This window comes from Glutamicibacter sp. HZAU (genome assembly GCF_004100365.1).
GTDB classification, from domain to species: Bacteria; Actinomycetota; Actinomycetes; order Actinomycetales; family Micrococcaceae; genus Glutamicibacter; species Glutamicibacter nicotianae.
On the sequence record NZ_SCKZ01000006.1, the window covers coordinates 153,173 to 168,465 of the forward strand.

15 protein-coding genes and 2 rRNA genes are annotated in these 15,293 nt (G+C 59.7%); 5 read left to right on the plus strand and 12 right to left on the minus strand.

Features of this window, described 5'->3' with window-relative positions; genetic code table 11:
* Positions 1–636, plus strand: a 636-nt coding sequence (locus tag EKH49_RS10450) for a C40 family peptidase (RefSeq protein ID WP_201739595.1), incomplete at its 5' end; no start/stop codon positions are given.
* Between the two features lie 77 nt (positions 637–713).
* Here the strand turns inward: EKH49_RS10450 and EKH49_RS10455 are convergent.
* Positions 714–1,691, minus strand: a complete 978-nt coding sequence (locus EKH49_RS10455) for a universal stress protein (protein ID WP_038992016.1) — start codon at positions 1,689–1,691, stop codon at positions 714–716.
* 169 nt (positions 1,692–1,860) lie between these two features.
* Between EKH49_RS10455 and EKH49_RS10460 the strand changes: the two genes are divergently transcribed.
* Both EKH49_RS10460 and EKH49_RS10465 read left to right on the plus strand, forming a co-directional pair.
* Positions 1,861–3,312: an NCS2 family permease gene (locus EKH49_RS10460; protein ID WP_128470796.1), complete on the plus strand. Its 1,452-nt coding sequence runs from the start codon at positions 1,861–1,863 to the stop codon at positions 3,310–3,312.
* 91 nt (positions 3,313–3,403) lie between these two features.
* Positions 3,404–3,913: a DUF2087 domain-containing protein gene (locus EKH49_RS10465; RefSeq protein WP_052253852.1), complete on the plus strand. Its 510-nt coding sequence runs from the start codon at positions 3,404–3,406 to the stop codon at positions 3,911–3,913.
* Here EKH49_RS10465 and EKH49_RS10470 read toward each other — a convergent pair.
* Positions 3,910–4,713 carry a spermidine synthase gene (locus EKH49_RS10470; protein WP_128470798.1) on the minus strand — a complete coding sequence of 268 codons (804 nt, stop codon included), beginning with the start codon at positions 4,711–4,713 and terminating at the stop codon, positions 3,910–3,912. The two genes, EKH49_RS10465 and EKH49_RS10470, sit on opposite strands and share 4 nt — an antisense overlap.
* A 16-nt stretch (positions 4,714–4,729) precedes the next feature.
* A complete protein-coding gene (locus EKH49_RS10475) occupies positions 4,730–5,236 on the minus strand; it encodes a GNAT family N-acetyltransferase (protein ID WP_236641123.1) in 507 nt (168 codons plus the stop codon).
* Between the two features lie 152 nt (positions 5,237–5,388).
* On the opposite strand from EKH49_RS10475, the gene EKH49_RS10480 reads away from it, so the two are divergent.
* Positions 5,389–5,769 carry a hypothetical protein gene (locus EKH49_RS10480; RefSeq protein ID WP_128470800.1) on the plus strand — a complete coding sequence of 127 codons (381 nt, stop codon included), beginning with the start codon at positions 5,389–5,391 and terminating at the stop codon, positions 5,767–5,769.
* A 9-nt stretch (positions 5,770–5,778) separates the two neighbouring features.
* On the opposite strand, the gene EKH49_RS10485 is transcribed toward EKH49_RS10480, so the two are convergent.
* From EKH49_RS10485 to EKH49_RS10515, 7 genes are read right to left on the minus strand one after another with little or no spacing between them, the layout of a single operon-like run.
* Complete coding sequence (locus EKH49_RS10485; RefSeq protein WP_128470801.1) at positions 5,779–6,468, minus strand: O-methyltransferase; 690 nt, start codon at positions 6,466–6,468, stop codon at positions 5,779–5,781.
* Positions 6,465–6,785, minus strand: coding sequence for a thiamine-binding protein (locus EKH49_RS10490; RefSeq protein ID WP_128470802.1), 321 nt, complete (start codon positions 6,783–6,785; stop codon positions 6,465–6,467). The genes EKH49_RS10485 and EKH49_RS10490 overlap by 4 nt, the downstream gene beginning before the upstream one ends.
* Before the next feature lie 53 nt (positions 6,786–6,838).
* Positions 6,839–7,156, minus strand: a complete 318-nt coding sequence (locus tag EKH49_RS10495; RefSeq protein ID WP_128470803.1) for an AzlD domain-containing protein — start codon at positions 7,154–7,156, stop codon at positions 6,839–6,841.
* Positions 7,153–7,884 carry an AzlC family ABC transporter permease gene (locus EKH49_RS10500; protein WP_236641124.1) on the minus strand — a complete coding sequence of 244 codons (732 nt, stop codon included), beginning with the start codon at positions 7,882–7,884 and terminating at the stop codon, positions 7,153–7,155. Before EKH49_RS10500 ends, EKH49_RS10495 begins: the two co-directional genes overlap by 4 nt.
* Positions 7,865–8,551: a serine-tRNA(Ala) deacylase AlaX gene (locus EKH49_RS10505; RefSeq protein ID WP_038992022.1), complete on the minus strand. Its 687-nt coding sequence runs from the start codon at positions 8,549–8,551 to the stop codon at positions 7,865–7,867. The genes EKH49_RS10500 and EKH49_RS10505 overlap by 20 nt, the downstream gene beginning before the upstream one ends.
* A 5-nt stretch (positions 8,552–8,556) precedes the next feature.
* On the minus strand, positions 8,557–9,663 hold the full coding sequence (locus EKH49_RS10510) for a glycerophosphodiester phosphodiesterase (RefSeq protein ID WP_161567502.1): 1,107 nt from the start codon (positions 9,661–9,663) through the stop codon (positions 8,557–8,559).
* Entirely contained in the window at positions 9,635–10,192 is a 558-nt protein-coding gene (locus EKH49_RS10515; RefSeq protein ID WP_038992024.1) for a dihydrofolate reductase family protein, read from the minus strand. Before EKH49_RS10515 ends, EKH49_RS10510 begins: the two co-directional genes overlap by 29 nt.
* 234 nt (positions 10,193–10,426) lie before the next feature.
* Here EKH49_RS10515 and EKH49_RS10520 point away from each other — a divergent pair, with 234 nt between their 5' ends.
* Positions 10,427–10,948: a hypothetical protein gene (locus EKH49_RS10520; RefSeq protein ID WP_128470805.1), complete on the plus strand. Its 522-nt coding sequence runs from the start codon at positions 10,427–10,429 to the stop codon at positions 10,946–10,948.
* A gap of 377 nt (positions 10,949–11,325) precedes the next feature.
* Here the strand turns inward: EKH49_RS10520 and rrf are convergent.
* Together rrf and EKH49_RS10530 are read right to left on the minus strand one after the other, a co-directional pair.
* Positions 11,326–11,442, minus strand: a 5S ribosomal RNA gene (rrf, locus tag EKH49_RS10525).
* Between the two features lie 163 nt (positions 11,443–11,605).
* Positions 11,606–14,743: ribosomal RNA gene (locus EKH49_RS10530) — 23S ribosomal RNA — on the minus strand.
* Between the last annotated feature and the right edge of the window lie 550 nt (positions 14,744–15,293).

Consider the following 15,293-nt stretch of genomic DNA (forward strand, 5'->3'; position numbering starts at 1 on the left):
CCGAAGCCAGAGCCAACCAAAAAGGCCGAACCGAAGCCAGAGCCAACCAAAAAGGCCGAACCGAAGCCAGAGCCAACCAAAAAGGCCGAACCGAAGCCAGAGCCAACCAAGAAGGCCGAACCGAAGCCCAAGGTCACCCCGAAGCCAGAGCCGAAGCCCAAGGTCACCCCGAAGCCAGAGCCGAAGCCCAAGGTCACCCCGAAGCCGACGCCCAAACCGGAACCAAAGCCAGAGCCGAAGCCTGAGATTGCTCCGCAGTCCAGCAACTACTCGGCAGCGATTTCCTGGGCCTTGAAGACGGCAGATGATCCGAGCAAGTACTACGTCTACGGCGCCAACGGACCGGATGCCTTCGACTGCTCGAGCTTCTCGCAGCGCGCCTTCGGCAAGTCCGGCATCAGCCTGCCACGCACCTCGTCGCAGCAGTTCGCCAGCGCCCCGCAGTATGTCTCGCTGAGCAATCTGCGCCCAGGCGACCTGGTGTTCTCATCGTCCAACGGCGGATCCTCGTTCTACCATGTAGCCATCTACATCGGCAACGGCCAGGTAGTCCACGCTCGCAACCCGAGTGCCGGCATCTCGGTGACTCCGCTGAGCTACGTCAACAACCTCTACCCGAAGGCAGCCCGCTACTAAGCTGGGTCCCCTCGAGCAAGAAGGCCGCGCACCCGGTGGGTGCGCGGCCTTCGTGCATGCTGGCTGTTGCGGCGCGGCTACTGCTCCTGCGCCCTGGTGTCGAAGTCCTTGCGGTTCTCCAGCCGAGGATCTTCCGAGTCGGGCACAACCATGACCGGTCCCTTGGAGTGGTGCAAGACGCCCTGCGAGGTCGAGCCGAGCAGCATCCCGGTGAAGCCGCCGCGGCCGCGGGAGCCTGTCACGGTCAGCACCGCATGCTCGGACTCGCGGATCAGCACCTCAACCGGCGGCCCGGAGACCACGTCGGTTTCGATCTTCACCGTCGGATAATGCGACTTGAGCCATTTGGTGCCCACGCTCATCTGGTAGCGCACGTCTTCGAGCACGGCTTCCTGGTCCACGGTCGCCGGCATCCAGGCCAGCGCCGCTCCCACCGGCGGCACCGCGCAGATCAGCCGCAGCGTCAGGTCGCTGGCGATGGCCGCCTCCGCTGCCGCCAGCACCGCAGAACGGGCGCGGTCCGAGCCGTCGACGCCGACCACGATGCATTTGCGGTCCGCCGCGACGGCGGCGCCGGCTTCCTCCTGTTCCTTGGCCATGGCCAGCGGCACCACGACAGTTGGGCACTTGGAGTGCGCTGGCAGCGCCGAGGAGACCGAACCGAGCAGGCGGCCCACGAAGCCACCGCGGCCGCGGGTTCCGACTACTACCAATTCCGCGTCCTGGCTCAGATCCAGCAGCACGCCCGACGGGTCCCCGGACTCGATATAGGTGCGGATGGTTGCTGTGCTGCCTTCGAGCTCTGCACGGGCCTGGCGCACAATGTCCTCGGCACCCCCGCGGATCAGATCGTCGTCCAGGGTTGAGTAGCCCGCGTCCATGGAGGATGCGGCAAACACCGGGATGGTATAGGCGGACACGATATTCAATACGCTGCCGCGGCGCACCGCTTCGCGTTCGGCCCAGCGCAAAGCGCATTTGCTCTGCTGGGAACCGTCTACGCCAACGACAATTCCTTCGATCTTCTCTGCTGCTACTGGTGCTTCGTCACTCATCAGACTCGCTCCTCAAATACCTCAGATACAACGGGTTGTGATTTCCCTTACCACCAATGTACTTGCTTCCGCAGTTCTAGGTGTGAGTTGGGTCTAAAGTTTTCGCGTACAGCCTACTGAATAGCTGGATCGATATGAATCAGCGGCTGAAACGTCATAGAATTTTTCCATGCCCTCCTCCACAAAATCCCCGTCCGGGACTGCTATAAGCGCACGCATCGACCGATATTTCAAGATTTCGGAACGGCGTTCAACGTTCTCCACCGAAGTTCGCGGCGGCATCGCCACCTTCTTCGCGATGAGCTACATCGTCGTCCTCAACCCGCTGGTTCTTTCCGGTGCCGATTCCTCCGGTGGCGAGTTGGGCATCCAGCGCGTTGCCGCAGTGACCGCATTTGTCGCCGGCATCCTGACCATCCTGATGGGCATCTGGGCCCGTCACCCATTCGCCATGGCCACCGGCTTGGGCGTCAATGCCTTCGTGGCCATCACCGTGGCCACGAACCCGGAACTGACCTGGGCCGACGTCATGGGCTTGGTGCTCATTGCCGGTGTGGTCATGTTCGGCCTGGTGCTTACCGGATTCCGAACCGCGGTGTTCAACGCGGTTCCCGCCGGGCTGAAGACCGCGATCGTGGTGGGCATCGGCATGTTCATCGCCCTGATCGGCCTGGTCAATGCCGGATTCGTCCAGCGCCTTCCGGATGCCGCGAACACCACCGTGCCGGTGGGCCTGGGCTTCGACGGCGAGCTGATGGGCTGGCCGATCCTGGTCTTCGTCGTCGGCCTGCTGCTGACCATGGCCCTGGTGGTGCGCAAGGTCAAGGGCGCAATCCTGATCGGCATCGTCGTTTCCGCGATCCTCGCCAACATCCTCGAAGCCGTCTTCCACATCGGCGCGATGGAAACCAACACCTGGTCGCTGGTGGTTCCGTCGCTGCCTGAATGGACCCTGCCGGACCTGTCGCTGATCGGCCAGGTCAGCGTGTTCGGCGCCTTCAGCAAGATCGGCGTCACCGCCGCCTCGCTGCTGGCCTTCGTCATCCTGCTCTCGATCTTCTTCGACGCCATGGGCACCATGGTGGGCTTGGCTTCCGAAGCCGGTTCCATGGACGAGAACGGGCAGATCCCCGATGTGGACAAGGTCCTGCTGGTGGACGCGGCCGGCGCAATCGTCGGCGGCGGCACCTCGAGCTCCTCGGCGCAGATCTTCGTGGAGTCCGGCGCCGGCATCGGCGAGGGCGCCCGCACCGGCCTGGCCTCGGTGGTCACCGGCCTGCTGATGATCGTGGCGATGTTCCTGAGCCCGTTGATCTACCTGGTGCCTTTCGAAGCCGTGGCTCCGGCCCTGGTGGTCGTCGGCTTCATGATGATCACCCAGGTTTCCAAGATCGACTGGAACGACTGGGGCATCGCTCTGCCGGCCTTCCTGACCTTCACCCTGATGCCGTTCACCTACTCGATCGCCAATGGCATCGGCGCCGGGTTCATCGCCTACGTGTTCATCCGCGCCACCCAGGGACGCGCCAAGGAAATCCACCCATTGATGTGGGTTGTTTCCGCGGCCTTCGTGCTGTTCTTCGGCATCGGCCTGATTGAAATGTGGGCCGGGGTCAAGTAGCCCCGCAACCCTTCGGCGCCCCGCCATCGCGACTGCGATGGCGGGGCGCCTTTTGTCTTCGCACCGGCGGGAACTGGATAGGATGGGGCCTATGAGCGAACAGCAGAATACCGCCGGGCAGTGGATCCAGGTGGCAGCAGGCTTGAAGAACCCTTCGATGCGCCGGCTTCTCGGCGCGGTGCTCAGCGGGCAGGGTGCGCCCGAGCCAGCCAGCAAGTCCGAGCGCAAGGACTTGGAACGCTGGGCCAGCATCGGGCTGCTGCGCCACGACGGCTCCGGGTGGGCGCTGGATGATGAACTGCTGGAGAAGACCTTGGCCTCGGCCTCGGCCGCGAAGGCCAACCGCAGCGGGATCCGCCGCTTCTTCGACGGGCACCGGCTGCAATCCCTCCCAGCGAAACCGGCGGACCGCCACGAGGTGGTTCTCTACCTGCGCAACGCGGTCATCGGCGATGGGGAAGAGCTGCGCGAAGAGCAGCTCAATGAACGGCTGCGGGTGTTCCACCCGGATGTCGCGCTGCTGCGCCGCTACATGGTCGACCACGGCCTGCTGCAGCGCGCCGCCGACGGCACCGGCTACCGGATGGGCACCGTCAGCTAGCCGGTAATCGGCGCGGCGCCGGTGGCGAAGCGGCGCACGGCTTCGCCGGCAACCAGCTGCGCGGGCAACGGCGCGGTCCGCAGGCTGCGCTCGAAGGCCGGGCCGAGCTTGAGCGGCTCGTCGCTGGCCAGGAACACGATGTTCCCGTAGCGGCGGCCCTTGAGCATCGGCGGGTCGGCGACCATGGCCACATGCTCGAAGACCTCCAGCAGCGTCGCGGCTTCCGCCTTGGCGCCGGCCAGGTCCGCGGTATCGCCGCAATTCATGATGTAGACGCCACCGGCGTCCAGCACCCGCTGCGCTTCACGGGCGTAGGAGGCAGTGGTCAGCTCGCGCGGGGTGGTGCTGCCGGCAAAGACATCGCGGATGATCACATCGCGGCTCGCATCGCTCAAGGTGGGCAGCACCTGCGCCGCGTCCCCCACGCGCAGGCGCACCAGCGGGGCACGCGGCACCTCGAAGTTCACGCGCACCAGCTCGGCCAGCTTGGCATCCAGCTCCACCACGACCTGTCGGGCGTTTTCATAGCTGGCGGCAACCCAGCGGGCCATGGAGCAGCCGCCTCCGCCGAGGTGGAGCACGCGCAGCTTGCGGGCGCGGCCATCAAATTGCCCGGCAGGAAAACCGATGGTGAAGATCGGTTCCATCCAGCGCATGTACTCGAAATCGAGATACGTCGGATCATCCAAATCCACATGCGAGGACGGCACGCCGTTGACCTTCAGGATGTAGCGGCTGGCACCGTAGGGATCGGCCTCGATCACCGCCGTACCGGTATCGATCGGAAATTCTCCGAGCATTGATTCCTTGGTATCCCTAGCCACCTGCGCGCACCATCCGTTGCTCGATCAAGCCTTTCCAGCTGCCAGCCAGGGCTTCGCTGGTTCCATCGGGGGTGAATCCCTGCTTCGCGAAGAAGGCCAGGGCCCGCTCGTTGCCCTGCAAGACCCAGACCAGCGCATCGCGCTCTCCCAGGACCACGTCGAAGAGGTGCTGGCCCAGTCCGGTGCCGTAATACTCTGCCAGGACATAGAGCATGCCCAGTTCGATGTCTACCCCGGCGTCCTTGTCCTCATCGATGGCCGGTGTCCCGCCGGCTAGCCCGATGATGCGTCCATCGCGGTCTTCGGCGATGAAGAATTGCGCGCCGGATGCCAGCCCGCGTTCCCACCAGGCTACCTGGCCATCGAGCTGGCCTTCATGGTGGGCGAAAAATGATTCATCGCGAAGTTCGGCGTACGCTTCCCTCCAGGCTTGCAATTTCATCTGCAGTGCGGGGCGGACGTCTTGTTCAGTAGCCAGTCGGATTCGATAGTCGTTCATTTGCGGCACTTCTCTAGCCTACGGCAGTGGCTTCGCTAATTTCTTCCAACTCACCAAGGCACCCTCCTACTTAAGTAGGATTGCGGACTATCCAGATGTTTGAAAAACTTTTGATGTAGTTGCAAATTTCTTGGCTCAAAAGGGGGTCGGGCTTGGACCGGAATACAAAGTACGCTGCCTTGACCGGTGGCCTTGTCGGTTCACTGACCCTGACCATCAGCCTTTCCTCAACCTTCTGGGTGATTTTGCTCGGTTGCGTCCTCTTGGCCGCCGGCTTCAGCATTCTTGCCAGATTCGAACGCTTCTGGGGCCCTGCTGAGCCGGACCACTACTACTACATCGTTCCCATGCTGGTTGGCCCAGTTGTTGCGGGCTTGGTGCGCAATACCGAGCACGCCCTCTGGGTAGGCCCGCCGATGGGCGTGCTTTGCGGATTGGGCGTGTACTTCTTGATCCTGAAATCGCCGCCGTTCAAGCAAGACGAAGCCGGGGAACTCGATGCCGAGCTCCCCGAGCACTCTCCTACGCGATAGCCGTGGCCGCTAGAGGACGCGTGCGAGCGCGAATCCGTCCCAGCCTTTGACGCCCACTGTCTGCAGGGCGGTGGCTGATACGCGCGGATCATCGCGCAACCACCGCAAGGAGTCCTGGATCCCCCGCACATCGGCCTCCTGGGTCCCGTGCCGAGCAGGGTCATCCAAGACTGCCCCGCTGCGCACCACGTTGTCGAGCACCAGCACGGTCCCCGGATGCGACAGTTTCATTGCCCGTTCGAGGTAGGCCACGTTATTGCGCTTATCTGCATCGATGAAGATCAGGTCAAATGAAGCAACTCGCTTGGAAATCAGCGAATCCAAAGACCCCTGGGCCGCACCCAACTTGATTTCAACGCGTTCGGACAGCCCTGCCCGCTGCAAATTCTCCCGTGCAACCGAGGCATGCAGCGGCTCGAATTCGCAGCTGATGACGGTGCCGGTTTCTCCCACGCCCCGGGCAAGCCAGCTGGTCGAGTAGCCGCCGAGGGTTCCGATTTCCAGGACCCTGCGTGCGCCTGTGATCTCGGCGAGCAGCTGGAGGAACTTTCCCTGGGCCGGGCTGACTTCAATCCGCGGAAGTCCGGCGCTATGGGAATGCTCGCGGCCTGCTTCCAAGGCTGCAACGCGCAGCCCCAGCTCCCGCTCCAGGTATTCGTCGACTGCACCGGCATCATGTTCGGCTGAATGGTGGATCATGACGACATGTTCTCCTCACTATCCTTGATAGCCTTCTCGAGCCGCTGGATCTTGCCGTCGAGCTCGCCCTCGTAGCCTGGGCGGATATCGGCTTTCAGCACCAGCGATACGCGCGAACCGAATCGGCCAGCAGCCAAGGTGGCCTGCTTGACCACCTCCATGACTTCATCCCATTCGCCTTCGATCTCGGTGAACATGGAGCTGGTGCGATTAGGAAGGCCGGAATCCCGGACGACTTTCACCGCTTCAGCCACTGCGTCATGGACCGAACCGTTGGGGTTGTCATTACTAGGTGCTACTGAGAAAGCTACAATCATGCTTCCACTGTCCCACTACGCGCTGGGCTTGTCATCCGCCTTGCAGGCAATATCTAGGCAGCCAGTCCGCTGGCCCTGAGCACGATCGCGGCCAGGGCGCCGGCAACAACGACGACAAGATAAGGTGCCTTGAAAACCAGCGCGATGATCGCGGCCACGAGGGCGCCGATCCGGGCATCGATGACCAGTTCCTGTCCCGAGGTGAAGGCATTGACCGTCACCAAGGAGGCCAGCAGCGCGATGGTCAGTGTGGCGGCCACATGCGACATGGTCGGCGAGTCCAAGACCCTGCGGGGCACAAAGAAGCCGCAGAGCTTGATGGCGTAGGCCGTCAGGCAGGCCCCGAGAATCCACCAGCTCAACTCGCTCATGCCTTCTCCTCCTCAATGCTTTCCAGTTCGCCGTGCTCGGTCGCCGCCGGGGCACGGCGGCCGGTGGCCACGGCGTAGATCGCGGCGCAGGCCGCCGTCACCAGAATCGGCAAGCCCGGCGCGGTGACCGGTACCGCCAGCGCGGTGAGGATCGCTGCGGCTATCGCGATCATGATCGGTTCGACTGATTTCAGCCGCGGCCAGAGCAGCCCGATGAAGGCCGCAACCGCGGCGCCATCCAAGCCCCACGCGGCAGGGTCGCCCATGCGTTCGCCGAGCAAGGCGCCAACGAGGGTGAACAGGTTCCACAGGACGTAAACGCCGGCACCGGCGGCAATGAATCCGCGGCGCTTCTCCGCCGGATCCGATTGCCCCAAGCTCACCGCGGTGGATTCGTCGATGGTCACCTGGGCCATCCACGGCACCTGCCGCCCCAACGGGCGCAAGGTTTGCTTGATCTGCATCCCGTACACGGCATTGCGGATGCCCAGCAGCGAAGCCGCGGAGAATGCCGCCGAGGCGGCACCGCCACCGGAGATGACCCCGATAAAGGCGAACTGCGAGCCGCCGGTGAACATCAGGGCGCTCAGGGCAACGGTTTGCCATAGATTCAGGCCCGCGGCGATGGACAGCGCCCCGAAGGAAATGCCGTAGAGCCCGGTGGCGATCGCGATGGAAAGGCCCATCTTGGTCGCCGGCGTGAACCAGCTAGCGGACGTGGCGGGCATCGTACCTGACCTTGTAGACACCGCGTTTGACCTTCGCCTCGCCGATTTCAACGTGCTCCAGCTGGTCCAGATGCTTCACGTGGGTGCCGCCGCACGGTTCAGCATTCACCCCGGCGATGGTCACGGTGCGGATGCCCTCTTCATCGATGGTGGTTGTGACTTCACCGCCACCTGCAATGAGTTCATTGACGCGGTCTTGGATCATGGCCTTCGCCGCGGCCCGTTCGTTCTCATCGCCCAACGGCAGATCAACGGTCACCGGATCGAAGTCGAGCCGGGATTGCCCGGGGAAGTGCGAGTGGCCCTTGTGCTGCCAGCCGCGATCTTCACCGGCAAAGCCCAAGACGTGCCCGGCGGTGTGCAGGGCTGCATGGGCAAGGCGCAGCTCGCCATCGATCTCGGCTTCGACCCGATCTCCCACCTGCTTGGTGCCGGCACCGTACAGGATCACCAGACCGTTCTCGCCGCGCTGGACCGATACCGGCAGCCCGTCTACGGTGCCCGAGTCTTCAGGCTGGCCGCCGCCGCGCGGATGGAAGATATTCGGGCTAAGGGCAATCCACTGGCCTTCGTCATCGCTGCCCGCAGCAATGACTTCAGCTTCGGTGGCGAAAACATAGGTGTCCTGCAGGTACAGATTGACCTGTGCGGTTTCTTCGGTGCTCATGTTTCCTAGCTCAGCTCCAGTTCTTTGCGTAGTTCTGCCGGACGGTTGCTGGTCAGTTCCCCAACGCCCAGGTCCACCAGGAATTGCGCATCTGCCGGACGGTCGACCGTCCAGATCCGCGCTTTCAATCCTTGCTCCAGCCACCGTCGCACAAGATGCTCGTTGGCTCGGGTCCAGGCGACGCCGGATCCGACGATTCCAGCTCCCCCTGCGTTGATCAGTTCGATTCCTTCAGGCACGGAGCGGTACAGCACCTCGTAGACACCGGCCCTGCCCACGTCACCCGAATCAATCAGTTGCTGGACGTAGTCCGGATTGACTTCGGTCATCAATTGGCACAACAGCGCAGTGCTGACCGTGCGGGCCAGATAGCGCAGGGAATTCGGCTCGAAGCTCATCAAGGTCACGGCAATCTGTCCCTGCGAGCCGGCGGTCCCGGTTTGCGGGTCGAACCCGTGCGCTGCAAGGACCTGCAGCACGCCCTTTTCCAGCAGGTGGCCATAGGGGCTTGGATGCTTGATTTCGATGGCCAAACCAATTGGCTTGCCGCGTTCTTCAATGAGAGCGAAGAGTTCGCCGAGGCTCAGGAGCTGCTCGTTTTCGGTCCCATACTCGGCCGGGACGATGTTCGGTACGACTCCGGTGAAGTCCATGGCTTTCATTTCCGCCAAGGTATATCCGGCAACGAGACCGGATGAATCGGAGGTGCGGTCGACCGTTGGATCGTGGTGGCAAACAACGATTCCGTCTTTGCTCAGATGGACGTCGCATTCAATTCCATCGGCACCTTCGTCGATGGCCTGTAGATAGGCGGCACGAGTGTTCTCCGAATATTTATGGGAGCTGCCGCGATGGGCGAAGAAAAGCGTATCCATGCTTCCTACGCTACGCGATCCCCGCTCCTTGATACTGTAGATTAGCCTTGGCTCGACGCATATTTCATCAACTGCGTTCAGGTCTTTTGCGTGCAGTTGCAAGCTCCTGCGGCCATCATGAAAAACTCGAAACTCCCCGGCAAGAAAAGGTGTCTGCATTTCCGATTCTGCCCCGGATTTCCAAGGCAAAATCGTCATCCGCATGGGATCAGCGAACTCGCCGATAACTGGCTGCAATCGCACCGCTGGAGAGCGGTTGCGCTGAGATCAATTCCAGATGACGGGATTTCTGCAACCCTGCCTGGTGCAGCGTTGGACCATGGCCGGCGATAACTGGGTGAATTAGGAAGTGGTACTCATCGATGAGTTCCATCCTGTCCAGAGCTGTTGCCAGCTTGCCGCTGCCCAGAAGCACACCATCGGGGTACTGGTCTTTCAGCCTCAGTACACAGGCGCGCAGCTCTCCACTTAGCAGGTGGGAGTTATTCCATGAATATGCCGTGCGAGTGCTCGAGACAACGTATTTGGGCTTCGCCTCCAGTTGCTGTGCCCAGCGAAGCAGCGCTGGCGGCGCTGAGATGTCGCCCCGAGCCACAGCTGGCCAGTACTCCTCCATCAGTTCGTAGGTAACACGACCCCAGAGCATCGCTCCATGCGCATTCATCAGACCCGTGAAATAGTCGTGCGATTCATCGTCGGCGATGCCTTCTCGATGATCGACGCAGCCATCCAGCATGACGTTGTAGCTAAATGCCAGTAAACCCATCAGAAGCTCCTGCAGCCATTTGCTTGCCGGACGAACCCCGGTGCCCTGACTCTAGGATTAGGCGCTTATTGCGTCAAGCAGCTGTCTTAGGGCACCAGGGAATTTGCAGTGAACGGGGACTGCGCGATCGCGACAGAAATAACTGTCCACAGTCCAAGACCGGGGTACTCGCTGCCGGGCAGCCATGCCGAGTTCGGCTTCCGCGATCCTATGCATCAAAGGTAGGCTCGCTGCATGACACAGCCAGACTCAGTCATCAGTTTGTCCCCTGTCCCGCACGACCTTGTGCCCATTATCCAGGGCTTGGTCCAAGGCTCTTGGCCAAAGACTGAAGTTGAGCGTGAGGCCCTGTTCGATGCGCTTGGATTCGTATCAGGCACCGCGATTGATTCCGACGACCAGGATTCACCTCATCAGATGACGAGTCTGGACCTCGGCCTGCCAGGAAAAATATCGAGTACTTGGGATACGTACCGTCAACAATTCCTCAGTGTCTGTACGTTCCTCTACAGTTCTCAGGTCCCCCAAGATCCAGTCACCCGGTCTGGGTTTGCTGTTTTGCAGGCAGAACTCTCAGAGGTGTATGGCGCTCCGGAACGCCCCTGGGAAGACGAGGATCAGTCCATTCGCATTTGGCGATGCAATGGCCGGAGCATCACCTTACAGTTATTCAATCGGCGGGATAGCACCGTGATGCTCACGGTTGAAGATTTGGCGCTCGCTTCAGTCATTGAATCTGAAGAAGCGGCCCATTAGCCTTCTCAATTCTTGGATCGGATGAAACAAGCCATTGCCACGGCGATTGTTCCCGCGGCAGCGCCAATCAACGCGACCGCAAGCACGATCAGTAGAACTTTGATCAGGGTCTACGGGATATGCAGCGTGAACTACGCCATTCCGATAGCAAAAACGTCATCAAACACCAGCGATGCGATCGCCGGTCCTGCGGAAAGGAACGACGCTTTCTCAGCCATACCTCGATGATGGGCCGGCTGCGAGGCTGGACAACAGCTGCGGCAATTAAACGAGTGCAGGGCCAGACGTTGCGCCTGGCCACCCCGCACCACACTCACGGGTTAAACAGGTGAGGCTCCAACCATCACTGGTTAGAGCCTCAAACCCACTTAGGTTAAGTCCGGCGGTGACCTACTCTCCCACACCCTCACGAGTGCAGTACCATCGGCGCAATGGGCCTTAGCTTCCGGGTTCGGTATGGGACCGGGCGTTTCCCCCACGCTATGACCGCCGTAACAATCACGAAGCACACAAACCCTACGGTTTGGTGTTGCCTTCGGTGGCATGCAGCAAAGCACGCACAAAGCCAAGTATTCTCGGTTTGAGGTTGTTGTCTCGTAACCGCATAGTGAACGCGAACAGCATTGAAAAATATCAGTTCAATCATTGTTTTATTGTGTGTTGTAAGCCATCGGCCTATTAGTACAGGTCAGCTACNCACAAGTCTTCAGTCCTTGCTTCCACATCCTGCCTATCAACCCAGTGGTCTAGCTGGGGGCCTCTCACACACAAAGGTGCATGGAAATCTCATCTCGAAGCAGGCTTCCCGCTTAGATGCTTTCAGCGGTTATCCCTTCCAAACGTAGCTAATCAGCGATGCACTTGGCAGTACAACTGACACACCAGAGGTTCGTCCGTCCCGGTCCTCTCGTACTAAGGACAGCCCTTCTCAAATTTCCAACGCGCGCAGCGGATAGGGACCGAACTGTCTCACGACGTTCTAAACCCAGCTCGCGTACCGCTTTAATGGGCGAACAGCCCAACCCTTGGGACCTACTCCAGCCCCAGGATGCGACGAGCCGACATCGAGGTGCCAAACCATGCCGTCGATATGGACTCTTGGGCAAGATCAGCCTGTTATCCCCGAGGTACCTTTTATCCGTTGAGCGACGGCCCTTCCACGAGGTGCCGCCGGATCACTAGTCCCGACTTTCGTCCCTGCTCGAGCTGTCACTCTCACAGTCAAGCTCCCTTGTGCACTTACACTCGACACCTGATTGCCAACCAGGCTGAGGGAACCTTTGGGCGCCTCCGTTACATTTTAGGAGGCAACCGCCCCAGTTAAACTACCCATCAGGCACTGTCCCTGAACCAGATCATGGTCCGAAGTTAGGTGACCGGTACAGCCAGAGTGGTATTTCAACGATGACTCCACCTGAACTAGCGTCCAAGCTTCACAGTCTCCCACCTATCCTACACAAGCTGCACCGAACACCAATACCAAACTATAGTAAAGGTCTCGGGGTCTTTCCGTCCTGCTGCGCGTAACGAGCATCTTTACTCGTACTGCAATTTCGCCGAGTTCATGGTTGAGACAGCGGGGAAGTCGTTACTCCATTCGTGCAGGTCGGAACTTACCCGACAAGGAATTTCGCTACCTTAGGATGGTTATAGTTACCACCGCCGTTTACTGGGGCTTAAATTCTCAGCTTCGCCACAAAAGTGACTAACCAGTCCTCTTAACCTTCCAGCACCGGGCAGGAGTCAGTCCGTATACATCGTCTTGCGACTTCGCACGGACCTGTGTTTTTAGTAAACAGTCGCTTCCCCCTGGTCTCTGCGGCCCACACCCGCATCAGAGAAGCAAGTTCTCATCACGGGGCAGGCCCCCCTTCTTCCGAAGTTACGGGGGCATTTTGCCGAGTTCCTTAACCATGATTCTCTCGATCGCCTTAGTATTCTCTACCTGATCACCTGTGTCGGTTTGGGGTACGGGCGGACTGGGACCTCGCGCCGATGCTTTTCTAGGCAGCATAGGATCACCGAATCACCCCATAAACGGGGCGCCTATCAGGTCTCAGAAACATGAGCGGCGGATTTGCCAACCGCTCTTCCTACACCCTTGGACCAGGTCAATTCCATTGCCTGGCTCGGCTACCTTCCTGCGTCACACCTGTTAATACGCTGACCTCACTGCATCGGTTCCCACCACACCACCAGCAACCATTCCCGAAGGAACAAATCACCGGATCCGTCATGGTTAGCATCCACAGCTCAGTATGGGCGGTCCTTCGCCGGTACGGGAATATCAACCCGTTGTCCATCGACTACGCCTGTCGGCCTCGCCTTAGGTCCCGACTAACCCAGGGCAGATTAGCTTAACCCTGGAACCCTTGATCATTCGGCGGACGGGTTTCTCACCCGTCATTCGCTACTCATGCCTGCATTCTCACTCGTGTGGCCTCCACCGCTGGTTTACACCGCGACTTCACCGTCCACACGACGCTCCCCTACCCATCCAAACACCCAATCGAAACCAGGTTAATATTTGAATGACGCAACTTCGGCGGTGTGCTTGAGCCCCGCTACATTATCGGCGCGGAATCACTTGACCAGTGAGCTATTACGCACTCTTTCAAGGGTGGCTGCTTCTAAGCCAACCTCCTGGTTGTCACAGCAACTCCACATCCTTTTCCACTTAGCACACGCTTAGGGGCCTTAGTTGGCGTTCTGGGCTGTTTCCCTCTCGACTATGAAGCTTATCCCCCACAGTCTCACTGCTGCGCTCTCACTTGCCGGCATTCGGAGTTTGGCTAAGGTCAGTAACCTTGTAGGGCCCATCGCCTATCCAGTAGCTCTACCTCCAGCAAGAAACACGCAACGCTGCACCTAAATGCATTTCGGGGAGAACCAGCTATCACGAAGTTTGATTGGCCTTTCACCCCTACCCACAGCTCATCCCCTCCATTTTCAACTGAAGTGGGTTCGGTCCTCCACACGCTCTTACACGCGCTTCAACCTGGCCATGGGTAGATCACTTCGCTTCGGGTCTAGATCACGCCACTCAAACGCCCTATTCAGACTCGCTTTCGCTACGGCTTCCCCACACGGGTTAACCTCGCGACGTAACACTAACTCGCAGGCTCATTCTTCAAAAGGCACGCCATCACCAGGGAACAAGTCCCCAGCTCTAACGGATTGTAAGCGCACGGTTTCAGGTACTATTTCACTCCCCTCCCGGGGTACTTTTCACCATTCCCTCACGGTACTGATTCACTATCGGTCATCAAGTAGTATTCAGGCTTACCAGGTGGTCCTGGCAGATTCACACAAGGTTTCACGGGCCCCGTGCTACTCGGGCATCAACACTAGAACGGCAGACACGCATTACACCTACGGGACTATCACCCTCTATGGTCCGGCATTCCAACCGATTCACCTATACGCCTGCACCTCATCCCACCAGCAAGATAGCACTGGTACATGTCAACCCCACAACCCCGATGATGCAACGCCTATCCGCTATCACACACCAACCGGTTTAGCCCCATCCGCGTTCGCTCGCCACTACTAACGGAATCACTATTGTTTTCTCTTCCTGCGGGTACTGAGATGTTTCACTTCCCCGCGTTCCCTCCACACAGCCTATACATTCAGCTGCAGGTCACACCACATAACATGGTGCGGGGTTCCCCCATTCGGAAATCCTGGCCTCAACGTCCGGTTATCGACTCCACCAGGCTTATCGCAGATTCCCACGTCCTTCATCGGCTCTTGATGCCAAGGCATCCACCGTGCGCCCTTAAAAACTTCAACACAAATCAAAGTCTCAGAATTGAGCAATAAAACAATCTAACAAAATCACGCAGACAAGACTCAAACACCCAAGGATCCAAGGAAAAGGACCCCCAAGCTCATCTCATCTGCAAGATGCTCGCGTTCACTATACAGTTCCCAAACAACAACCCCGCACCCCCGCAACAACACCCCAAAACCAACACCAACCAAAGGCCAGCATCAATCCAACAGGACATCCTTGCAGCAAACACAGGACAAACACCGAAACACCAAGAACCCCTCACCCAAGCGAACACCACCAGGACCCTCCCCACAGGAAGAACCCCGGCAACCATTCACCAGGAAAGGAGGCTTGTTGCCTCAAAACCCAACAGCATGCCAAACCATACAAACCACACAACACCCACACACCGCATTCCAGCACCGCAAGAAGAAAACCCCCTGCAATGCGTACTAGCAGATGCCCAAGCACCACGCGGCCACAGCCAATACCCCGCACCAGCATCAGCCAGCACGTTTTCCGGTATTGAGTCCATTGATATTCCACCCATGAGCAACCCACCCGGAC